The organism is Parvibaculum sp., assembly GCF_030651915.1.
In the GTDB taxonomy this organism is placed as follows: domain Bacteria; phylum Pseudomonadota; class Alphaproteobacteria; order Parvibaculales; family Parvibaculaceae; genus Parvibaculum.
The window spans coordinates 1,152,259-1,173,912 of sequence record NZ_JAUSBV010000005.1 but is presented as its reverse complement, the minus strand read 5'-3'; the positions used below and the strand labels follow the sequence as shown (position 1 = coordinate 1,173,912).

The window sequence follows — 21,654 nt, the reverse complement described above, 5'->3', positions numbered from 1 at the left end:
CCGAACGGCTACGATGGCGGCCATGTCCGCCGATTCCCGCGCCCTTTTCACCATGCCGCCCGGTTCGCCCTTTCTGGAGCGGCTGGCGGCCGCCTTGCTGGCCGATCCGGCGCTGGGCGGTCGTTTCGCCGGTGCGCCCGAACTAGCCGACATCACGATCCTGCTGCCGACGCGCCGCGCGGTGCGGGCGCTCGGCGAAGCCTTTCTGCGCGCCAGCGGCGGCGCGGCGTTGATCCTGCCGACGATCCGCACGCTTGGCGATGTCGATGAGGACGATCTGATCCTCGATCCGAAAGGCATGGGTGCCGATGCACTCGGTCTGCCGCCCGCCATGCCGGCGCTCGAACGACAATTGCGCCTGGCACGGATGATTGTCGAAGGCCGTGGCGAAGACGAGGCGCGCGCGCTGGCGCTGGCCGCCGATCTCGGCCGCTTCCTCGACATGGGCCTGACCGAGGGCGTCGATCTCGGCGCGCTCGCCAATCTGGTGCCCGACGAATTTGCCGATCACTGGCAGGTGACGCTTGAATTCCTGAAACTGCTGACCGCTGCATGGCCGGATGAAATGGAACGCCTCGGTTTCATGGAGCAGGCCGAGCGCCGCAATCGCCTGATCCGCGCGCAAGCCGATCTCTGGCGCGCGCATCCGCCCCAAGCACCTGTCATCGCCGCCGGATCGACCGGTTCGATCCCCGCCACCGCCGATTTGCTGAAGGTTGTGGCGTCTCTGCCGTCAGGTGCGGTCGTGCTGCCGGGCCTCGATCTCGATCTCGACGAGGAAAGCTGGGCCGTTATCGGCGAACCGGGAACGGCGTCGCATCCGCAATACGGCATGTCGAAACTGCTGCGCCATTTGGAGGCGACACGCGCCGATGTCGCCTTCTGGCCGGGCGCGGAAACGGCACAGAAAACGGCGGCGCGCGGCCGAATTTTGTCGGAAGCGATGCGGCCGGCCGAGACGACGGAACGCTGGCGCGCGCGTCTGGCCGGGATGAAAAAACAGGCGCGCGAAGCGCTGGACGGGCTGACGCTGATTGAGGCGGCGAGCGAGCGCGACGAAGCCGGCGCGATCGCGCTGCTGATGCGCGAAGTGCTTGAAACGCCAGCGAAAACGGCGGCGCTGGTGACGCCCGACCGAAAGCTGGCGCGGCGCGTCGCGATGGAATTGCGGCGCTGGAAGATCGAGGTCGACGACTCAGGCGGCGAGCCGCTGGCCAGAACGCCGCCCATGGCCTTCTTGCGCCTCGTCATGACCATGATCGCCGAGGACTTCGCGCCGGTGGCGTTGCTGGCCTGTCTGAAGCATCCGCTGGCATCGGCCGGCGAAGAATCGGCGCGTTTCCGCGCCCGCGTGCGCGCCATGGAGCGCCTGATCCTGCGCGGACCGCGCCCCGCGCCGGGCATCGAAGGCATGCGCATGGCATGCATGGCCGAAAGGCAGGCCCGCGAAGAAAGCGGGCGGATTTCCGCCGCTTTTGACCGCGATCTCGCCGAAACCATCAACATGCTCGACAGGGTTGAGCATGATGCTTTGCCGATGCTCGAGGCCTGGCGCGCGGACGCCCCGCTCGAGGCGCTTGTCGGGGCCCATATCGAGACCGCCGAGCGCCTCGCAGCGACCGCCACGGAAGCCGGCGCCGACCGCCTCTGGGCGCGCGAGGAGGGCGAGGCGGCGGCCACCTTCATCCGTGAACTGATCGATGCGGCGCCCGCTTTCGGAACGCTCGACGCCAAATCTTATCCCCGCTTTTTCGATCAACTGGCGGAAGGCCGCGTGCTGCGCCCGCGCTGGGGCCGCCACCCCAGGCTCTTCATCTGGGGACCGCTCGAAGCGCGGCTGCAGCATGCCGACCGGATTATTCTGGGCGGCCTCAATGAAGGCACCTGGCCGGCCGAGGCCGGCATCGATCCCTGGCTCAATCGTCCGATGCGCGCCGCCCTCGGCATCGATCCGCCGGAACGCCGGATCGGTCTTGCCGCGCATGATTTCGTCGAAGGCGCGAGCGCGGCGGAAGCCGTGCTGACGCGGGCGGCCAAGGTCGAGGGCGCGCCGACGGTCGCCTCGCGCTGGTGGCTCAGGCTGGCAAGCGTGCTGACCGGTCTCGGAGAGGAAAAGGCGCCGCTGGCGCCGCATTGGGCGCACTGGGCGCACGACCTCGACCGGCCGGCTGCGAAAATCGATCCCGTCCGGCCGCGCCCGAGGCCGCCGCTCGCGGCGCGTCCGACGCAATTCTCGGTCACCGAAATCGAAACGCTGATCCGCGACCCTTATGCGATCTATGCGAAGAAGATATTGAAGTTGCGCGTGCTCGACCCGCTCGACGCCGATATTGCCGCGGCTGAACGCGGCACCATTGTTCACAAGGCGCTCGAGAAATTCGTCTCCGCCTTTCCCGAAGCCCTGCCCGACCATGCGCGCGCGAAGCTGATCGAGATTGGCGAAGAGGTTTTCCAAAGTGCGATGGAGCGGCCGGGCGTCGCCGCTTTCTGGTGGCCGCGCTTCCAGCGCATCGCCCGCTGGATGGTCGAATATGAGCGCGAGCATCGTGGCGAGATCGCCCGCTCCTATCCCGAGGCCGCAGGCGAGATCGAAATCAAGGGGCTGGCGCGTCCGGTCCGGCTGACCGGCAAGGCCGACCGCATCGATCGGATGAAGGACGGCACGCTGAGCATCGCCGACTACAAGACCGGCAGCGTGCCGAGCAAGAAGCAGGTCGAGTCCGGTCTGGCGCCGCAACTGCCGCTCGAAGCGGCGATGGCGGCGCGGGGTGGCTTTCAGGAAAAGGCGGGATTGCCCGAGGCGCGCGCTTCGCGGCTTGTCTATCTGCGCCTGACCGGCGGCGAAACGGCCGGCGAGGAACGCGTCATTCCCGATCCCGGCGGCGATCTCGCCGAGGACATCTACGCGCGACTCGTCGATCTGCTGAAGCAGTATGAGGACGAGGTGACACCCTATCTCTCGCGGCCGCGGCCGATGTTCACAAGCCGCTTCGGCGATTACGACCATCTGGCGCGCGTCAAGGAATGGTCGGCTTCGGGAGGCGAGGGCGAATGACGGCGGCATCGGAGAAAAGTCACGGCGCCGACAACGCGCAGCGCCGCGCTTCCGATCCCGAAGCCTCGGTCTGGGTGTCGGCCAATGCAGGCTCCGGAAAGACCCACGCGCTGACGACGCGTGTGGCGCGGCTGTTGCTGGCCGGCAATGCGCCTGAACGCATTCTCTGTCTGACTTTCACCAAGGCGGCGGCGGCCGAAATGTCGTCGCGTCTCTACAAGCGTCTCGGCGACTGGGCGATGATGACCGACAAGGCGCTCGCCGCTGAAATTCAGGGGCTCGAAGGTGTCGCGCCCGATGCGGCGATGCTCAAGGAGGCGCGCAAGCTTTTCGCCCGTGCGATCGAAACGCCGGGCGGCCTGAAAATCCAGACCATCCATGCTTTCTGCGAACGCCTGCTCGGCCGCTTTCCGCTCGAGGCCGGCGTGCCGCCGCATTTCGATATTCTCGACGAACGCAGCGCCGATGAATTGATGGCGGAGGTACGCGACGCTGTTTTGCGCCGCGCCGGTGCGGAACGGGACACGGCTCTGTCGGCGGCGCTGGCGCATGTGGTGGCGCGCGTCGACGAACTTGCCTTCGGAAATCTGCTGAAGGAAATCACCACGCAACGCGAAAATTTCGCCGAACTGATGGAAGGGCTTGGCGGGCTCGACGGCATCCGCGCCGCGTTGCGCCTGGCGCTCTCGGTCGACGCGGATGAAACGGTCGAGGGACTGCGCGCGGCGATCGCGCGCCTGCCCGAAGCCGGAATGCGGGTGGCGGCGGCCGTACTGGCGGGCGGCACTAAAACGGATATCGAGCGTGGCGCGGCGCTTGCCGGTTTTCTCGAAACGCCCGACAGCCGGACCGACAATCTGGAAGACTATCTTTCCATTTTCCTGACGCAGAAAAACGAGCCCCGCAAAACCCTGATGACAGCGAAGCTTGCGGCCGACAATCCGCAAGCCGCCGACGCGCTTTATACCGAGCAGCAGAGAATACTGGGGCTTTACGGGCGGATACGCGCGGTCGCCGTTGTCGAGGCGACCGAGGCGATCCTGACGCTGGCGGTCGCCATTCTCGATGCCTTCCGCGACGCCAAACGCGCCCGCGCCTTGCTCGATTACGACGATCTGATTTCGGCGACGCGCGAACTGCTGACACGCAGCCGCATGGCCGCCTGGGTTCTCTACAAGCTCGACGGCGGTATCGATCACATTCTGGTCGACGAGGCACAGGACACCAGTCCCGACCAATGGGATGTGATTGCGGCGCTGGCCGAAGAGTTCCTGGTGGGCCATGGCGCGCGCGAGCGGGTGCGCACCGTCTTCGCGGTCGGCGACGAAAAACAGTCGATCTTTTCATTTCAGGGCGCCGATCCGGCCCGCTTCGATACGATGAAACGCTATTTCGAAAAGCGCGTGAAGGCGGCCGAGCGCAAATGGGACTATGTGCCCCTGACGCGCTCCTTCCGCTCGGTGCCCGAAGTGCTCGCGGCGGTCGACAGGGTTTTTGCGCTGGCGCATGCTCGCGACGGGCTGACGGCGTCCGGCGAATTCGACGATCACATCGCCTTCCGCGCCAGTGATGCGGGTCTCGTCGAGATCTGGCCGCTGGAGGAACCGGAGGAGGGCGAGGAGGCGGTCGTCTGGGACGCGCCGCTCGACTACATGACCGAGACGGCGCCGATGGCGAAGCTGGCCGCGCGCATCGCGCTGACCATCAAGGGCTGGCTCGACAACAAGGAAATACTCGCCGGGCGCGGCCGTCCGATTCGGCCCGGCGACATTCTGATTCTGGTGCGCCGCCGAAACGCCTTTGTCGGCGAAATGGTACGAAATCTGAAGGAGCAAGGGATCGCGGTCGCCGGCGCCGACCGCATGGTACTGACCGAACAGCTTGCGGTGATGGATCTGCTGGCGCTGGCGCATTTCGCGCTGCTGCCGGACGACGATCTGACGCTGGCGACGGTCCTGAAAAGTCCGTTGGTCGGCCTCGCCGAAGACGAGCTTTTCGATCTGGCGATCGATCGCAAGGGGTCGCTCTGGAAGGCACTGCAGGAAAAGGCGGGCGGCAATGCCCGCTTCGCCGAGGCCGAGGCGCTGTTGACGGGCCTGCTCGCCCGCGCCGATTTCGAACCACCTTATGAATTCTTCGCGCATGTGGTGGCCGAGAAGGGCCGCGAGCGGTTGCTGGCGCGGCTCGGGCCGGACGCGGCCGATCCGATCGACGAACTTTTGTCGCTGGCGCTCGAATTCGAACGCCGTCACGCGCCCTCGCTTGAAGCCTTTGTGCATTGGGTCGAGCGCGGCGCCGCCGAAATCAAGCGCGACATGGATCAGGGCCGCGACGAGGTGCGCGTGATGACCGTGCATGGTGCGAAAGGTCTCGAGGCCGAAATCGTCTTCATGCCCGACACCTGCGCCGTGCCGGGCGGCAGTCACGATCCGGCGCTGCTCGAATTGCCGCTGCCGAATGACGGACCGAAACTGCTGCTGTGGCCGGTGCGCAAGAAGGACGAGGACGAGGTCAGTGCCATCGCACGCGAGGGGCATCGCCGCGTGCAAGCCGAGGAATACCGGCGGCTTCTCTATGTGGCGATGACGCGCGCCCGCGACCGGCTCTATGTGGCGGGCTATCGTGGCGTCAATCCGCCGCCGCCCGAATGCTGGTACGAACTTGCCTGCGAGGCGTTGCTGCCGGAGGCGAAGGCAGCGGCGCATGCCGATGGCGGACCCGTCTGGCGTATCGAAGGCAAACAGAAGCGCAAACCCGAGCCGGAAAAGGCCGCTACTCCCTCTCCGCTGCCGGAACGTCCGGACTGGACGCGGCGCGACGCCGGTGCCGAGCCGCGACCCTCGCGCCCGCTGGCGCCGTCGCGCCTGCCGCCCGAGGGCATGGCGGAGCCCGTGCCGGTATCGCCGCGCGCCGGCGATGCAACGCGCCGATTTCAGCGCGGCAGTCTCATTCACCGCCTGCTCGAAACATTGCCGGACATGCCGCCCGACGCCCGCGCCGGCGCGGCCAAACGTTATCTGGCCCTGCCCGCGCATGGGCTCGACGCGGATGCGCGGGCCGAGATTGAGGATGCCGTCTTCCGTGTGCTGAACGATGAGAAATTTTCGCGCGTCTTCGCGCCCGGCAGCCGCGCCGAAGCGCCGATTGCCGGCATGATCGATTTCGGCGGTACGCCCTTTCCGGTGACCGGCCAGATCGATCGCCTCTGTGTCACAAGCGACGCGGTGATGATCATTGACTACAAGACGAATCGCCCGCCGCCCGCGACACCGGCGGATGTCGCGCCGGCCTATGTGGCGCAGATGGCCGCCTATCGCGCCGTATTGGCGCGCATTTTCCCTGACCGCAAGGTGCGCTGCGCACTTTTGTGGACCGAGGGCCCGGCACTGATGGAATTGCCCGCCCGGATGCTGGAAAATGTTCTGGAATCAGCCAAATCCGCGACAAAGAGCGCGCCTTGACCTTGGGGTGGCGCGTTCCTAGATTTGATGTCAGGTTGAATTTGTACCCTCGTATTCGCGCCCTTTTGGCGCGCAGGCCCGCCTGGTGAAACAGGAACCTGGGCCAGGAAAGGAAGAAGATGGCGACCAACAAAGTGACCGATCAATCCTTCGAGAGCGATGTGCTGGATGCTTCCGGCCCCGTTCTGGTCGATTTCTGGGCGGAGTGGTGCGGCCCCTGCAAGCAGATCGGCCCGGCGCTGGAAGAGATCGCCAAGGATTACGGCGGCAAGCTGACCGTCGCGAAGATCAATATCGACGAGAACCCGAATGTGCCGACCAAGTACGGCGTGCGCGGTATCCCGACATTGATGATCTTCAAGGACGGTCAGGTGGCTGCGACAAAAGTCGGCGCTCTGCCGAAAGGCAAGATCGTCGAATGGATCGACGGCGCGATCTGATTGCCGTTGCGGGAGATTTAAAGAAGGCCGGTTCTCACGAACCGGCCTTTTTCATGCGTGGTCGCGCAGCACGTGACCGGCAAGATAGAGCGAGCCGCAAATAAGGACGCGCGGGCTGGCACGGCCGGCATCGACATTGGCGCGGGAAAGCGCCTGCTCGAGCGATGCGGCCGGCGTCGCGTCGAGCCCGGCGGCATGTGCGGCCTCGGCGAGCTTTTCGGCCGGCAGCGATGCTGGCGCGTCCGGAATGGTGACCGTCTCGACATGCGCGGCGAGCCCGGCGAACGGCGCGAAGAAGCCGGTGGCGTCTTTGGTGTCGAGCATGCCGCAGATGAGCACGAGCGGCTTTGGATCCCGCGCGGCGAGATCGGCCATGGTCTCGGCGATGGCGCGTCCGGCCGCGGGATTGTGGCCGCCATCGAGCCAGAGATCGCTCTCCTTCGGCAACAAATCGAACAGCGGTCCGCGCGTCAGGCGCTGCATCCGTGCCGGCCATTCGACATGGGTCAGTCCCTCGGCGATCGCTGTCCGATCGAGCGGGAAAATCTCCGCGCGGCGCAGCGCGCAAATGGCGATGCCGGCATTGTCGATCTGATGCCGGCCGGCAAGCCGCGGCAAGGGAAGGTCAAGAAGGCCGGCCTCGTCCTGATAGACAAGCGATCCCGCCTCCTCATGTGCGGTGAATTCCTGTCCGTGCATGAAGAGCGGCGTACCGGTTTTTTCGGCCGCCATTTCAATGGCAACACGCGCCTCGTCAGGTTGCGGGCCGATGACGGCGGGAACGCCGCGCTTCAGAATGCCGGCTTTCTCGGCCGCGATCAGCGCAATCGTGTCGCCGAGAAAGGCCTGATGGTCGAGATCGACCGGCGTGACGACGGAGACGGCGGGCCTTGCAACGACATTGGTCGTGTCGAGCCGTCCGCCCATGCCGACTTCGAGGATCAGGGCGTCTGCCGGTGCGCGTGAAAAGGCGAGCAGCGCGGCACAGGTGGTGATTTCAAAAAAAGTGATCGGCTGACCGCCGTTGGCGCGCTCGCATTCGTCGAGCAGCGCCGCCAGCGCCGGTTCCGCGATGAAGGAACTGTGTGGATGTCCGGCGAGGCGGATGCGTTCGTGAAAGCGCACGAGATGCGGCGAGGTATAGCTGTGAACGGCATAGCCGCCCGCTTCGAGGCAGGCCCGCAAGTAAGCGGCAACCGATCCCTTGCCGTTGGTTCCGGCAACGTGGAAAACCGGCGGCAAGGCGCGTTCCGGATGACCGAGTGCGGCAAGCAATCGCCATGTGCGATCGAGCGAAAGGTCGATCAGCTTCGGATGAAGCCCGGTCAAGCGGTCGAGGATGACGTCGCTGGTTAAGCGTTCCTGTTCGCTCACGGCGCCGGCGCGGCAACCGTCGCCGGGACATTGGCGCTTTGCTGCTTTGCGCTGCGCGGGCGGTGCGTCATCAGCCGAACAATACGCGCCAGCGTTTCCTTCATCTTGTGACGATGCACGATCATGTCGACCATGCCATGTTCCATCTGGAACTCTGCCCGCTGGAAATCGTCCGGCAATTTTTCGCGGATCGTCTGCTCGATGACGCGACGGCCCGAAAAGCCGATCAACGCCTTCGGCTCGGCGATCTGAATATCGCCCAGCATGGCATAGGAGGCGAGAACGCCGCCGGTCGTCGGATCGGTCAGCACGACAATGAAGGGAAGGCCCGCTTCGCGCAGCAGCTGGATGGCCACCGTGGTGCGGGGCATCTGCATCAGCGAAAGGATGCCCTCCTGCATGCGCGCGCCACCGGCGGCGGTGAAGAGGATGTAGGGTGCCTTCATCTCGCGCGCCACCTCGGCGCCGCGAATGATCGCCTCGCCGGCTGCCATGCCGAGCGAACCGCCCATGAAAGAAAAGTCTTCAACCGCGACCACAGCCTCGACACCGTCGAGCGGTCCGTGCGCGACGGTCACGGCGTCGTCCCGGCCGGTCTTGCTGCGCGCTTCCTTGAGGCGGTCGGGATATTTTTTCTGGTCGCGAAACTTCAGCGGATCGAGCGGGACACCGTCGACAGGCACGAGCTGGTAGTCGGCATTGTCGAAAATCGACGCGAGGCGCTCCTTCGTGCCGAACCGCAAATGATGATCGCAGGCCGGGCAGACGCGCATCGCCGCATCGAGATCGCGGTGGAAGATCATCTCGCCGCAATTTCCGCATTTGTGCCAGAGATTGTCGGGCGCCTGTTCGCGCTTCTTGAAAACCCGCTGAATTTTCGGCCGGACGACATTGTTGATCCAGTTCATCGGGTCCTTCCTTCTATTCCGCTGCGGTGGCGCGCGCGCCGTGAACGCCATCGGCAAGCTTACGCACGAATGCAAGAACGCGCTCGGCGGCGCCCGGTTTCACCCGGCCTTGCGGATCGATTTCGGCGGCAATGGCATCGACGATCGCCGAGCCGACCACAGCGCCATCGGCGTTGCGTGCGATCTCGGCTGCCTGTTCCGGCGTGCGGATGCCGAAGCCGACAGCGACCGGCAAAGAAGTGTGACGTTTGATGCGGGCGACCGCCGCCGCGACATTGCGCGTCTCGGGGCTTGCCGAGCCGGTGATGCCGTTGATCGAGACGTAGTAGACGAAGCCCGACGTGTTGGCGAGAACGGCCGGCAGGCGCCGGTCGTCGGTCGTCGGCGTCGCGAGACGAATGAAATTGAGACCGGCGCGCATGGCGGGTTCGCAGAGCTCGTCATCTTCCTCAGGCGGCAGATCGACCACGATCAATCCGTCGACGCCCGCTTCGGTCGCGCGGGAAAGGAACAGTTCGACGCCCATGTGATAGATCGGATTGTAATAGCCCATCAGCACGATCGGCGTATCGCTGTCGCTGGCGCGGAACCGGCGCACGAGATCAAGCGTCTTCATCATGCTGGCGCCCGCTTTCAGCGCCCGCTGCGTCGATGCCTGGATCGCCGGCCCATCGGCCATTGGATCGGTGAACGGCATGCCGAGTTCGATGACGTCGGCGCCGGCAGCCGGCAGGCCTTTCAGGATGGCCAGCGTCGTGTCGAAATCGGGATCGCCGGCGGTGATGAAGGTGACGAAGGCCGCGCGGGCTTCCGTCTTCAGACGCGCAAAGCGTTTGTCGAGCCGCGTCGTCACAGCGTCACCCCCAGATGGTCGGCAACCGCGAACACGTCCTTGTCGCCACGCCCGCACATATTCATCACCATCAGGTGGTCTTTCGGCAGCGTCGGTGCGAGTTTCGAGACGAAAGCCAGCGCATGCGCCGGTTCAAGCGCCGGAATGATGCCTTCGAGCCGCGAGCAGAGCTGGAACGCCTCAAGCGCTTCCTTGTCGGTCGCCGACACATATTCGGCACGGCCCGTTTCGTGCAGCCATGCATGCTCGGGCCCGATACCCGGATAGTCGAGGCCGGCCGAAATCGAATGACCGTCCTTGATCTGCCCGTCTTCGTCCTGCAGCAGATAGGTCCGGTTGCCATGCAGCACGCCGGCCGAGCCGCCTTTCAGCGAGGCGCAATGCTCGCCGGTTTCAAGGCCCTTGCCGGCCGCCTCGACGCCGTAGATTTTCACCGACCGATCGTCGAGGAAGGGATGGAACAATCCCATCGCATTGGAGCCGCCGCCGATACAGGCGACCAGCGAATCCGGCAACCGCCCTTCGCGCTCCTGCATCTGCGCTTTCGTTTCGTTGCCGATCACCGACTGAAAGTCGCGCACCATCGCCGGATAGGGATGGGGGCCTGCGACCGTGCCGATGAGATAATAGGTGTTGTCGACATTGGTCACCCAGTCGCGCAAGGCCTCGTTCATCGCATCCTTCAGCGTGCCGGTTCCAGACGTGACCGGCACAACCTCGGCGCCGAGAAGCTTCATGCGGAAGACATTGGGCTTCTGCCGCTCGATGTCGGTGGTGCCCATATAGACGACGCAGGGCAGACCAAAACGCGCGCAGACGGTGGCGGTCGCGACGCCGTGCTGGCCGGCACCGGTTTCGGCGATGATGCGCGTCTTGCCCATGCGCATCGCCAGCAGAATCTGTCCGAGGCAATTGTTGATCTTGTGGCTGCCGGTATGGTTGAGCTCGTCGCGCTTCATGTAGATTTTGGCGCCGCCGAATTTCTCGGTCAGACGTTCGGCGAGATAAAGCGGGCTTGGCCGGCCCACATAATCGCGCTGCATGAAATCGATCTGCGCCTGGAAGGCTGGGTCGTTCTTCGCGGCGGTGTAGGCCTTGTCGAGATCGAGCACCAGCGGCATCAGCGTTTCGGCGACGAAGCGGCCGCCGAAAATGCCGAAGCGACCCCGCTCGTCGGGTCCGTTGCGTAGTGAGTTGGCTTGCGAAGTGCTCACGCTCGAACTTTCTCTTCCACCAAATTCAGGCTGCCGTCAGGCGCCCTTGGCCGCACGAATAAAGGCTGCGATCGCGGCCGGATCCTTCTTGCCCGGCGCGCTTTCGACACCGGATGAAACGTCGACCGCTTCGGCGCCGGTAATGCGGATCGCCTCGGCGACATTTTCGGCGGTGAGGCCGCCTGAAAGCATCCAGGGCATGTCCGGCCGATGGCCGGCGATCAGCGACCAGTCGAAAACCAAGCCGTTTCCGCCCGGCAGCGCACCCGCCATAGATTTAGGCGGTTTGGCATCGAACAGCAACAAATCGGCGGAATCTCGGTAAATTTCGCAAAGTTCCGGATCGCCCGGCTCGGCGACGCCAATGACCTTCATCAGCGTGATGCCATAGCGTGATTTGAGTTCGACAAGGCGGTCCGGCGTTTCCGCGCCATGAAGCTGCAGGATGTCGGGCTGGAGTGCCTCGACCACCCCGTCAAGCGTCCGGTCGTCGGCATCGACGGTGAGTGAGACCTTGAGCACGGAGGAAGGAACGCCGGCCGCCAGCGCGCGGGCCTGTGCGAGCGAGATGTTTCGGGGGCTTTTCGGATAGAAGATAAAACCGAGATAGTCGGCACCGGCGGCGACCGATGCCTCGATCGTTTCCGGTGTCGACAAGCCGCAGATTTTGACACGGACCGTCATGACGGGATCATGCCGCAAGCGAGCGGACGATCTCTTCGGCCGCGGCCCGCGGATCGCCCGCGCCGGTAATGGGTCGGCCGATAACGAGCACATCGGCGCCGAGCGCCAGGGCTTCGGTCGGCGTCATCACCCGCTTCTGGTCGCCGATGGCGCTTCCGGCCGGACGGATACCCGGCACGATCAGTTTGAAGTCAGACCCGAGATCGCGGCGCAGGGTTTCGATCTCATGGCCCGAGCAGACGACGCCGTCGAGACCGGCAGCGGCCGCAAGGCCTGCAAGCCGGCGCACCTGATCGGATGTCGTGCCGCCGACGCCGGTTGCCGCCAGATCGGTTTCATCAAGGCTCGTCAGCAGCGTGACGCCGATGATCAGCGGACGGCGCTCGCCCGCCTCGCGCGCCGCCTCGGCGGCCGCGCGCATCATGGCGCTGCCGCCGGCCGCATGGACGTTGACGATGGCGGGCGCGAGCGGCAGTACCGCGCGAATGCCACCGGCGACCGTGTTCGGAATGTCGTGAAGCTTCAGGTCGAGAAAGATCGGCAGTCCCGTTTCAGCCACCGCCCGGTAGCCGGCCGGCCCATGGGCGTTGAAGAATTCCATGCCGATCTTGGCACCGCCGACGCTGCCCTTGAGGCCGCGCGCAAGCATCACCGCCCGATCGACATCGGTGGTGTCCAGTGCGCAGAAAATCGGGTTGCCAAGTGTCATCGCGGGCCTGCTCATGTCCTTGGGCCGCCTTATAGCAGATCGGCGCCGCAAGGGGACCGGATTTAGTCGTTTTCGGCGGCTCGAAGCGCCGGCAAACCGCCCACCGGGGCCGCGCCCTTGCTCCGCGCCGCTTTTCGCCGGGCCTGCGCCCAGGCGCCGAAGCCGCCGGCCAGAATACCGACAAGCACCGAAACCAGCACGATCAGGAAAAGCGGGATATCGACGCCGAGCGCCGGGCTCTCCGGGTTGAAGGGATCGAGGCTGAAGGTCACGCTCGACCGGTTGGCGACCGCCAGTGCCATCGCAAGGAGAACGATGGGCGGCAGCAATATCCAGCGCAGGAGTTTCACGCGTTCTGTCCCGAAATCAGGGCGTCAACAAGAGCCGCCGGCGCCGGGATCAATCGTCGTCGCCGTCGTCGGCCGCCATCAGCTTGTCGTCGGAAATATCGGCATTGTTAAGGCGCTCGCGCAATTCCTTGCCCGTCTTGAAGAAGGGCACCGATTTTTCCTCGACGTGAACAGGTTCGCCGGTGCGCGGATTGCGGCCGGTGCGCGCCGGCCGGCTCTTGACCGAAAAGGCCCCGAAGCCGCGCAACTCAACCCGGTCGCCCCGCGCCAGCGCGGCGCTGATCTCGTCGAAAATCGTCCCGACGATGCGTTCGACGTCGCGCTGGTAGAGATGCGGATTGGCCTGAGCCAGACGCGCGACGAGTTCCGATTTTATCATATGCTTGCGTCCCCCGGCCGTGCCTCGCATTGTCCTTGACCGTCACCGGAAGCGGTCCTGACTCTCCCCTTATTGGCGGTCAGGTTGCCAAACGCTTGTCAGACCGTCAAGTGTAAGTCTTTTTGTTTGCAGTGTTTTTCCGGCCACGACCTCACCGGCGACAATGATCGTCTCGCCCAGCATCCGGCCGGCGAAGCCCACAAAGCCGAGACCGGGATAGGCCGGTTCCCATGTCTGGACCGGGAGGCGGGCATCGAGCTCGTATTCCTCGGCAAGCCAGGCGATCGCCTGCTCTTCGCTGCCGATCTCGTCGACGAGCCCGTTTTCCACCGCCTGCCAGCCGGTGAAGACGCGTCCGTCGCCGAGGCGTCGCGCCATTGCCTCGTCCATGCCGCGCCGTTCCATAACGAGATGCAGGAACCAGTCATAGGAGCTGTCGACGAGATCCTTTGTCACCTGCAGCGCCTCCGGGCTCGGCCGGTGGAAGGGGTTCGGCTCGGCCTTCAGCGGCGCCGATTTGACCTCGCGCATCTCGACACCGATATGCTTCAGAAGTTCCTCAAGCTGCGCCCATTGGAAGATGACGCCGATGGAGCCGGTGATGGTGTTGCCGCGGGCGACGATGCGGTCGGCCGACATGGCGACGATATAGCCGCCCGACGCGGCAACCGTCCCCAGCACGGCGACGACCGGCTTCTCGGCCGCGACATGGCGGATGGATTCGTAGAGTGCCTCGGCGCCCGTCGTCGTGCCGCCGGGGCTGTCGATGGCGAGGATCACCGCCTTGACGCTCGGGTCCTTGGCAATCTTGTCCAGCATTTCGTGCCGCAAGCGATCGTCGACGACAATGCCGCCGATCTCGACACGGGCAATATGCGAACGGCCGGGCCAGCCGCGCTCGGACATCAATGCAATCAATGCCACGGCCAGCGCGAGGACGGCGCCGGCGCGCCAAAAAAACAGGCGGCGCTTCAAACGCCGCCTGTCTGTCAATGTATCTGCATCGAGCGACACGTGTCTTACCCTCCGGACAGGACGAAAGTGGAGCCGGAGCTTAACGCGACGGGCGGGGCTTGTCGCCCCACCCGTTGCGCCCTTATTTATCGTCCGTGCTGGCCTTGTTGAGGGCCGCACCCAGAATGTCGCCCAGCGACGCGCCCGAATCCGACGAGCCGTACTGCGCCACGGCTTCTTTCTCTTCGGCGATTTCGAGCGCCTTGATCGAAAGCTGGATCTTGCGAGCCGCGCGGTCGAACTGCGTCACGCGGGCATCGATCTTGTCACCGACCGAGAAACGTTCCGGTCGCTGATCGCCACGGTCGCGCGCCAGTTCGGCGCGACGGATGAAGGCCGACATGTCGTCCGCACCCACCGTGACCTCGAGGCCGTTTTCGGTGACGGCGGTAACCGTGCAGGTCACGACGGCACCCTTGCGGATATCGCCCAGCGATTCCATCGGATCGCCGGAGAGCTGCTTGATGCCCAGCGAGATGCGTTCCTTCTCGGTGTCGACATCGAGCACGACCGCTTTCACGATCTGGCCCTTCTGGTAATCGGTCATCGCCTCTTCGCCCGGGCGGTTCCAGTCGAGATCGGACATGTGCACCATGCCGTCCACATCGGCGTCGAGACCGATAAAGAGCCCGAACTCGGTGATGTTCTTGATCTCGCCCTCGACCATCGTGCCCGAGGGATATTTCTCGGCGAAGGTCGTCCAGGGATTGTCCATGCAGTGCTTGAGGCCAAGCGAGATGCGGCGCTTCACCGGATCGACTTCGAGCACCATCACTTCCACTTCCTGCGAGGTGGAAACGATCTTGCCCGGATGCACGTTCTTCTTGGTCCAGCTCATCTCGGAGACATGGACGAGGCCTTCCACGCCGGGCTCGAGCTCCACGAACGCACCGTAGTCGGTGATGTTGGTGACGCGGCCCTTGAAGCGTGCCTCGAGCGGATATTTTGCCTCGACGCCTTCCCAGGGATCGGCTTCGAGCTGCTTCATGCCCAGCGAAATGCGCTGCGTGTCATGATTGACCTTGATGACCTGAACCTTCAGCGTCTGGCCGATCGAGAGCACTTCGGTCGGATGATTGACGCGGCGCCAGGCGATGTCGGTGACATGGAGGAGGCCGTCGACGCCGCCGAGATCGACGAAGGCGCCGTAATCGGTGATGTTCTTGACGACGCCTTCAAGCACCTGGCCTTCTTTCAGGTTCTCGACCAGCTCCTGCCGCTGTTCGGCGCGCGTTTCCTCGAGCACCGCACGGCGCGAGACGACGATATTGCCGCGCCGCTTGTCCATTTTCAGAATCTGGAAGGGCTGCGGAATATTCATCAGCGGCGTCACGTCGCGCACGGGACGAATATCGACCTGGCTGCCGGGCAGGAAGGCCACAGCGCCGTCGAGATCGACCGTGAAGCCGCCTTTGACGCGGCCGAAAATCTGACCGTCGACGCGATCCTGTTTCTCGAAGGCTTCCTCGAGGCGGATCCAGCTTTCCTCACGCTTGGCTTTTTCGCGGCTGAGCACCGCTTCGCCCATCGCGTTCTCGATGCGCTCGAGATAAACCTCGACAATATCGCCGACATTGAGGTTGGCGGGCTTGCCGGGTGTCGCAAATTCCTTGAGGGCGACGCGACCTTCCGTCTTGAGGCCGACATCGATGATAGCGAGGTCGTTTTCGATGGCGACGACCGTCCCCTTGATGACGGAGCCTTCCTGCATGCTGCCTTCGGAAAAGGACTGCTCCAGCAGGGCGGCAAAATCTTCGCGGCTCGGATTGAGCGCGCTTGCGGTGTTAGCCAATGTAAAAGTCTCCTGACGATGCTTTTATTCCGGCCGGCGGTTGGGTCCGCGGGTCTTCCCCCGAAATCATAGAACGTCCGGGAGCATGTGGATTTGGGCGGTGTCGGTTAGAGGTTGCAAAAAACGACCCGACCGGCGGAATCCTGCGTCAGAGCAATGCGAAAAAGGCGCGCCGCCCGAACGGCGAAAACGCACTTAACCCATTGCTTTGTCGATGATCGCGACGGCTGCGTCGAACGCCGCTTCTATACTCAAATCGGAGGTATCGAGCAAGTGTGCGTCGGGCGACGGCTTCATGGGACTGATGGCCCGCTCGGCGTCCCGCCGGTCTCTTTCCTTCACATCCTCAAGGACTTGTGCCTCGGAGAGGGCGGACCCCGAACTGTTGAGTTCGAGCCAGCGCCGATGGGCCCGGATTTCGGGGCTGGCGAAGACAAAGAGCTTCACATTGGCGTCCGGGCAAACGACCGTGCCGACATCCCGTCCGTCGAGCACGGCGCCCGGCTTTTGGGCGGCAAAGCGCCGCTGCAGCCCCAAAATGGCGGTCCTGACAGCCGGCATGGCGGCGACCACGGAGGCCGCATGACCGGCCTCGGCGGTGCGGATCGCCTTTTCGTCGATTTTGGCGGCATCGAGCGCCTCGGCGGCCGCAAGGGCGGCTTTTTCGTCGGCCGGATCCCCCCCTGAGGCCAGCACCGCTTGACCGACCGCGCGGTAGAGGGAGCCGGTGTCGAGATAGGCGAGGCGGTAATGGCGGGCAAGCGCCCGCGCCAGTGTGCCCTTGCCGGAGGCGGCGGGGCCGTCGACGGCGACGATCATTGGCCTGCGCCGCTGAAGCTCGCCCCGAGCCCGCGCATGAGGGGCACGAAATCGGGGAAACTGGTCGCGATCATTGAGGCATCGTCGACGGTCACCGGCTTTTGTGCCGCAAGACCCATGACGAGGAAGGACATGGCGATACGGTGATCCATATGGGTCGCGACATGACCCGCGCCTGCGACCGCGCCGCCGCGGCCTTCGACGATCATCCCATCCTCGCTCTCGCGGACCTTGACGCCGTTGGCGCGCAAGCCGGAGGCGGTGGCCGCGATCCGGTCGCTTTCCTTGACGCGGAGTTCGTGAATGCCGAGCATTTTGGTCTCGCCCTCGGCGAAGGCCGCAGCGACCGCCAGCACGGGATACTCGTCAATCATCGAAGCGGCGCGCTCCGGCGGCACGTCAATCCCGCGCAAGCGGCTCGACCGGACGCGAAGATCGGCGACCGGCTCACCGCCCTCCTCGCGCTGGTTCATCACCTCGATGTCACCACCCATTTCCATCAGCGTCGTATAGAGGCCGGCTCGATGCGGATTGAGCGTGATCCCCTGGACGATGATCTCCGAGCCCGGCGTCAACAGCGCCGCGACGACCGGAAAGGCCGCCGATGAGGGGTCGCCCGGCACCGCGATGGGGCAGGGCCGGAGTTCGGGCTCGCCGGTGAGGCGGATGGCCAAAAGGCCGCGCGGCCCGGTTTCGATCTGGACCTCGGCGCCGAAGGCCTTGAGCATCCGTTCGGTATGGTCGCGGGTCGGCGTTGCCTCAATGACCGTGGTTTGGCCGGGTGCGTTGAGGCCGGCCAGCAGCACGGCCGATTTGACCTGCGCCGAGGCGACCGGCAGCGGATAGGCAATGGGCATGGTCCGCCGCGCCCCGATCAGCGTCAGCGGCAGGCGGCCGCCGGCACGGGCATGAAAAGTCGCCCCCATATCGGTGAGCGGCGCGATCACGCGGCCCATCGGGCGGCGCGACAGCGACGCATCGCCGATAAAGGTCGCCGTAATCGGGTGGCCGGCGACGAGGCCCATGACAAGCCGCGCCCCGGTTCCCGAATTGCCGAAATCGAGAGGCTGGTCCGGTTCCCGCAGCCCGCCGACCCCGACCCCGTGCACGGACCATGAGCCGTCGGCATGGCGCTGCACATCGGCGCCGAGGCGGCGCATGGCCTCGGCGGTCGCCAGCACGTCGGCGCCCTCCAGAAGCCCCATAATGCGCGTCTCGCCGACCGCCAGCGCGCCGAAGATCAGCGCCCGGTGCGAAATCGACTTGTCGCCCGGCACCCTGACGGTGCCCGACAGGCGGTCCGAAGGTTCGGCGGTGAGGGGCGTCGCGGGGAAATGGGCCAAGGCGCTTTCGCTGCTGGGGTTGCCGGGAAGCGCCGGCGGGGCGTCCCGGCCCGCTCCCGGCGGAGCGGCCGCGGGCGGGAACGGCGCGAATAGGTTTTGACAGGAGCAACTTAACGTGGCAATGGGAAAATCCTTCAAGGCCATATGCCGCGCGCCGGGTTGACCGAGGGCGCGCAAGACGCGGATAGACGCGGGGGAGTGCTAGCTTGTCGAAACCCGAGTTGGGAACCAAACGCGATTGCCCGAGTTGCGGCGCGAAGTTTTACGACCTGAACAAGAACCCGGTCGTGTGCCCCAAGTGCAAGCACGAATATGTGCCCGACACAGGCACCAAGGCGAAGCGTGCCAAGCCGGTTGAAAAGCCGAAGGAGAAGCCGCTGAAGCGCGTCGTGGTCGATGACGGGGACACCGTCTCGCTCGATGCGATGCGCGACGAGGAGCTGGCGGTCGACGACGACGATATCGATGTCGATGTGGACGTCGAGGTCGAGGATGACGACGCCGACGACGCCTTCCTGCCCGACGACGAAGACGAGGATGACGATGTCACCGGCATCGTTCGCGGCGGCAAGGGCGACGACGACTGAAATAACGGCAAGGCGGGACGCCGCGGTTGCGCGATCTCTCCGGCATCAAGTTTCTCTTGATCGCCGGGGGGCGCGGCCCTAAGTTCCGCCACCGTCGGTGCGGGGCCCATCCCGCGCCGGATACAAGGCGGGGCCATAGCTCAGTTGGGAGAGCGCTTGCATGGCATGCAAGAGGTCGTCGGTTCGATTCCGTCTGGCTCCACCAATTCATCCCCGGTCACGATTATCGGTAGACGAATGTTCCCGCATACCGCGGGCGGTATCGTCTATGCGATCTCGTTCAGCAAATCCATGTCAAGTATGGTCAGGAAACCAGCCGATAGCCGAATGATGTCGCGGTCGCGCATCGAGGTCATGACGCGGCTGACATGAACCTGGGTAAGTCCGAATGCGTCGGCGATAATTTGTTGGCGCAACGGAAACGGAATCGTATTTCCATTGGCCAGCCCGCGCTTTGCCAGCCGCCCGTGTATTTCAATAAGGAGCCGCGCGATGCGCTGCTCGGCATTGCGCCGGCCGAGATCGACGAGGCGCGCTTCGACCGCTTCATGCCCGGAAAAGCAAATGTCGGCAAAGGTCCAGACGAGGTCGGGATCGTCTTTTGCGACTTCCCTCAGGTCACCGGCCTCGAACGCGCAATAGCGAACCGGCGTAATGGCTTGGGCCGGGATTCGCACCTCGCCGCGCATGAGGAATTCGCCGCCGGCGATATCGCCGGGAAGCAGGATCGACAGAATCTGACGCCGTCCGTCGGGCGTGAGCGCAAACCTGATTGCCCATCCGTCGCGCAACACCATGACACGGCCGCGTGCTTCGCCCTGCTTGTAGAGATTCTGGCGTGCCCGGACCGTACCATCTGTCTTTCGGCCGCGGTGCGCGGTATCCCGATTGGGACCCAAGACGGCGCCGCAAAACGGCATATGCCGGAATGCGCAATCATCGCAGTCGTCGGATGAACCGTTGCTCACAAACTATACTTCCCGCCTGGCACCGCCCCGTGTGGGCAGGGTTCACCACGGTTTTTATACCCAAGAGTGAAACAGTTATCGCGCCCAAAATACTTTTCCTAGAGGGGACAGGGTAAAATATATATTTTTCAACATAGTATATAAATACAGTATATATCGTAATGCTATAATATATATAATCATCAATACTTTACCATTAACTATTTATTTCAAATTGAATTCTAGAATCAACTTCAATCGCACTGATTCGATGGACAAAAAGTCGCAGAACCTGCTGCTTGAGGAGTCCGGATCGGCGCAGGATTGGGCTTGAGGCCGGCGCAGCTGGCCCGTTTTCGGTGGGGGGAATTATGACGGAAAACCAGATGTCGAGGGTCGATCGCGACGGGCGCATGCGTTTCATGGAGGTCTCGGAAGCAACCGGGGAAGCGCTGCGTGATTTCTGGAAGGTGATCGAGCCGCATCTGCCGGACGTTCTCGATGCTTTCTACGCTCATCTTGGTGCCGTTCCCGAACTCGCCAAACTTGTCGGCACACAGACGCCGCGCCTCAAGCAGGCGCAGGGCACGCATTGGGGCCGCCTTTTCTCCGGTCGTTTCGACGACGCCTATATGCAAAGCGTGCATACGATCGGCCTCACACACAACCGCATCGGCCTGGAGCCGCGCTGGTACATCGGTGGTTACAAGTTCGTGATGAACCGGCTGGTCGACGTCGCCGTCCAGAAATATCGCTGGACGCCCAAGCGTCTTGCCGAAGTCATCGGCGCACTGAACACAGCCGTTCTGCTGGATATGGATCTCGCCATCTCGGCCTATCAGGATGCCATGGTGGAAGAACGCGCAGGACGCCAGAGGACGCTTGAGACGGCCATCGCCGACTTCGATGTGGCGGTCAATGAGATCATCAAATCCGTCGCATCGGCCTCCACGGAACTGCAAGCATCGGCTCAGGCGATGAGCGTGACGGCTGAACAGACGAGCGCCAAGACCACAACCGTCGCGGCGGCTTCCGAGGAAGCATCCACAAACGTTCAGACGGTCGCTTCAGCAAGCGAGCAACTCTCCAGTTCGATCGCCGAAATTGGTCGTCAGGCGTCGATGTCCACCAAGATCGCCGGACAGGCTGTTCAGGAAGCGCATCGCACAGACGGCAAGGTCCAGGGTCTGGCCGATGCGGCACAGAAGATCGGCGATGTCGTGACGCTCATCAACGATATTGCGGCGCAGACGAACCTCCTTGCATTGAACGCCACAATCGAGGCCGCACGCGCGGGCGAAGCGGGCAAGGGATTTGCGGTCGTTGCCTCCGAAGTCAAGAGTCTCGCCAATCAGACGGCGAAGGCGACCGAAGAGATTGCCGAGCAGATCAAGGCTATGCAGGGCGCGACCCAGGAATCGGTCGATGCGATCAAGTCGATCGAAAAGACGATCACGGAAATGAACCAGATTGCCACCTCGATCGCCGCGGCGGTCGACGAGCAGGACGCGGCGACGAACGAAATCGCGCGCAACGTCCAGGAGGCCGCACGTGGCACCCAGGACGTTTCGTCCAACATTGTCGCTGTCGCCGAAGCTGCAGCCGAAACGGGTTCGGCGGCCGCGCAGATCTCCGGTTCGTCGGACATTCTCGCCCGCCAGGCCGAGACGCTTCGTGAACAGGTTGACAAGTTCCTCACGCGGGCGCGAGCGGCCTGAGGACGCG

General features: G+C 64.2%; 18 protein-coding genes and 1 tRNA gene. 6 read left to right on the top strand and 13 right to left on the bottom strand.

Features of this window, described 5'->3' with window-relative positions; all coding sequences use genetic code 11:
• Positions 1 to 22: 22 nt before the first annotated feature.
• From addB to trxA, 3 genes are all read left to right on the top strand, one after another.
• Positions 23 to 3,055: a double-strand break repair protein AddB gene (gene addB, locus Q7V31_RS09980; protein ID WP_304733916.1), complete on the top strand. Its 3,033-nt coding sequence runs from the start codon at positions 23 to 25 to the stop codon at positions 3,053 to 3,055.
• The gene (gene addA, locus Q7V31_RS09975) at positions 3,052 to 6,516 is read left to right on the top strand and encodes a double-strand break repair helicase AddA (protein WP_304733915.1); all 3,465 of its coding nucleotides are present in this window, start codon (positions 3,052 to 3,054) and stop codon (positions 6,514 to 6,516) included. Before addB ends, addA begins: the two co-directional genes overlap by 4 nt.
• Before the next feature lie 119 nt (positions 6,517 to 6,635).
• Positions 6,636 to 6,956 carry a thioredoxin TrxA gene (trxA, locus tag Q7V31_RS09970; RefSeq protein WP_304733914.1) on the top strand — a complete coding sequence of 107 codons (321 nt, stop codon included), beginning with the start codon at positions 6,636 to 6,638 and terminating at the stop codon, positions 6,954 to 6,956.
• A 51-nt stretch (positions 6,957 to 7,007) separates the two neighbouring features.
• On the opposite strand, the gene Q7V31_RS09965 is transcribed toward trxA, so the two are convergent.
• From Q7V31_RS09965 to aroA, 12 genes are all read right to left on the bottom strand, one after another.
• Entirely contained in the window at positions 7,008 to 8,330 is a 1,323-nt protein-coding gene (locus Q7V31_RS09965; RefSeq protein ID WP_304733913.1) for a folylpolyglutamate synthase/dihydrofolate synthase family protein, read from the bottom strand.
• Complete coding sequence (accD, locus tag Q7V31_RS09960) at positions 8,327 to 9,238, bottom strand: acetyl-CoA carboxylase, carboxyltransferase subunit beta (protein ID WP_304733912.1); 912 nt, start codon at positions 9,236 to 9,238, stop codon at positions 8,327 to 8,329. Before accD ends, Q7V31_RS09965 begins: the two co-directional genes overlap by 4 nt.
• Before the next feature lie 13 nt (positions 9,239 to 9,251).
• Positions 9,252 to 10,091, bottom strand: coding sequence for a tryptophan synthase subunit alpha (gene trpA / locus Q7V31_RS09955; protein ID WP_304733911.1), 840 nt, complete (start codon positions 10,089 to 10,091; stop codon positions 9,252 to 9,254).
• Positions 10,088 to 11,305 carry a tryptophan synthase subunit beta gene (gene trpB / locus Q7V31_RS09950; RefSeq protein WP_304733910.1) on the bottom strand — a complete coding sequence of 406 codons (1,218 nt, stop codon included), beginning with the start codon at positions 11,303 to 11,305 and terminating at the stop codon, positions 10,088 to 10,090. Before trpB ends, trpA begins: the two co-directional genes overlap by 4 nt.
• 36 nt (positions 11,306 to 11,341) lie before the next feature.
• Positions 11,342 to 11,989, bottom strand: coding sequence for a phosphoribosylanthranilate isomerase (locus tag Q7V31_RS09945; protein ID WP_304733909.1), 648 nt, complete (start codon positions 11,987 to 11,989; stop codon positions 11,342 to 11,344).
• 7 nt (positions 11,990 to 11,996) lie between these two features.
• Positions 11,997 to 12,698, bottom strand: coding sequence for an orotidine-5'-phosphate decarboxylase (gene pyrF, locus Q7V31_RS09940; RefSeq protein ID WP_304733908.1), 702 nt, complete (start codon positions 12,696 to 12,698; stop codon positions 11,997 to 11,999).
• 62 nt (positions 12,699 to 12,760) lie between these two features.
• A complete protein-coding gene (locus tag Q7V31_RS09935; protein WP_304733907.1) occupies positions 12,761 to 13,048 on the bottom strand; it encodes a DUF1049 domain-containing protein in 288 nt (95 codons plus the stop codon).
• A gap of 49 nt (positions 13,049 to 13,097) precedes the next feature.
• Positions 13,098 to 13,427 carry an integration host factor subunit beta gene (locus Q7V31_RS09930; RefSeq protein WP_304733906.1) on the bottom strand — a complete coding sequence of 110 codons (330 nt, stop codon included), beginning with the start codon at positions 13,425 to 13,427 and terminating at the stop codon, positions 13,098 to 13,100.
• Between the two features lie 69 nt (positions 13,428 to 13,496).
• Complete coding sequence (gene sppA, locus Q7V31_RS09925) at positions 13,497 to 14,441, bottom strand: signal peptide peptidase SppA (protein WP_304733905.1); 945 nt, start codon at positions 14,439 to 14,441, stop codon at positions 13,497 to 13,499.
• Positions 14,442 to 14,523: 82 nt separating this feature from the next.
• On the bottom strand, positions 14,524 to 16,233 hold the full coding sequence (gene rpsA, locus Q7V31_RS09920) for a 30S ribosomal protein S1 (RefSeq protein WP_304733904.1): 1,710 nt from the start codon (positions 16,231 to 16,233) through the stop codon (positions 14,524 to 14,526).
• Positions 16,234 to 16,428: 195 nt separating this feature from the next.
• Positions 16,429 to 17,052: a (d)CMP kinase gene (gene cmk, locus Q7V31_RS09915; protein ID WP_304733903.1), complete on the bottom strand. Its 624-nt coding sequence runs from the start codon at positions 17,050 to 17,052 to the stop codon at positions 16,429 to 16,431.
• Positions 17,049 to 18,395, bottom strand: a complete 1,347-nt coding sequence (gene aroA, locus Q7V31_RS09910) for a 3-phosphoshikimate 1-carboxyvinyltransferase (RefSeq protein ID WP_304733902.1) — start codon at positions 18,393 to 18,395, stop codon at positions 17,049 to 17,051. Before aroA ends, cmk begins: the two co-directional genes overlap by 4 nt.
• A gap of 206 nt (positions 18,396 to 18,601) precedes the next feature.
• Here aroA and Q7V31_RS09905 point away from each other — a divergent pair, with 206 nt between their 5' ends.
• Both Q7V31_RS09905 and Q7V31_RS09900 read left to right on the top strand, forming a co-directional pair.
• A complete protein-coding gene (locus Q7V31_RS09905) occupies positions 18,602 to 18,982 on the top strand; it encodes a TIGR02300 family protein (RefSeq protein WP_304733901.1) in 381 nt (126 codons plus the stop codon).
• Between the two features lie 129 nt (positions 18,983 to 19,111).
• Positions 19,112 to 19,187 (top strand) — tRNA-Ala (locus tag Q7V31_RS09900).
• Between the two features lie 61 nt (positions 19,188 to 19,248).
• On the opposite strand, the gene Q7V31_RS09895 is transcribed toward Q7V31_RS09900, so the two are convergent.
• Positions 19,249 to 19,881 (bottom strand): Crp/Fnr family transcriptional regulator, encoded by a 633-nt coding sequence (locus Q7V31_RS09895; RefSeq protein ID WP_304733900.1) that lies wholly within the window; start codon positions 19,879 to 19,881, stop codon positions 19,249 to 19,251.
• Positions 19,882 to 20,315: 434 nt separating this feature from the next.
• Here Q7V31_RS09895 and Q7V31_RS09890 point away from each other — a divergent pair, with 434 nt between their 5' ends.
• Positions 20,316 to 21,647 carry a globin-coupled sensor protein gene (locus Q7V31_RS09890; protein WP_304733899.1) on the top strand — a complete coding sequence of 444 codons (1,332 nt, stop codon included), beginning with the start codon at positions 20,316 to 20,318 and terminating at the stop codon, positions 21,645 to 21,647.
• Positions 21,648 to 21,654 lie beyond the last annotated feature (7 nt).

Coding starts and splice junctions, on each gene's coding strand:
- Q7V31_RS09890 (WP_304733899.1), top strand. CDS start 20,316: ATGTCGAGGGTCGATCGCGACGGGCGCATGCGTTTCATGGAGGTCTCG.
- addB (WP_304733916.1), top strand. CDS start 23: ATGTCCGCCGATTCCCGCGCCCTTTTCACCATGCCGCCCGGTTCGCCC.
- cmk (WP_304733903.1), bottom strand. CDS start 17,052: ATGATCGTCGCCGTCGACGGCCCCGCCGCCTCCGGCAAGGGCACACTG.
- trxA (WP_304733914.1), top strand. CDS start 6,636: ATGGCGACCAACAAAGTGACCGATCAATCCTTCGAGAGCGATGTGCTG.
- accD (WP_304733912.1), bottom strand. CDS start 9,238: ATGAACTGGATCAACAATGTCGTCCGGCCGAAAATTCAGCGGGTTTTC.
- addA (WP_304733915.1), top strand. CDS start 3,052: ATGACGGCGGCATCGGAGAAAAGTCACGGCGCCGACAACGCGCAGCGC.
- pyrF (WP_304733908.1), bottom strand. CDS start 12,698: ATGACACTTGGCAACCCGATTTTCTGCGCACTGGACACCACCGATGTC.
- Q7V31_RS09930 (WP_304733906.1), bottom strand. CDS start 13,427: ATGATAAAATCGGAACTCGTCGCGCGTCTGGCTCAGGCCAATCCGCAT.
- Q7V31_RS09945 (WP_304733909.1), bottom strand. CDS start 11,989: ATGACGGTCCGTGTCAAAATCTGCGGCTTGTCGACACCGGAAACGATC.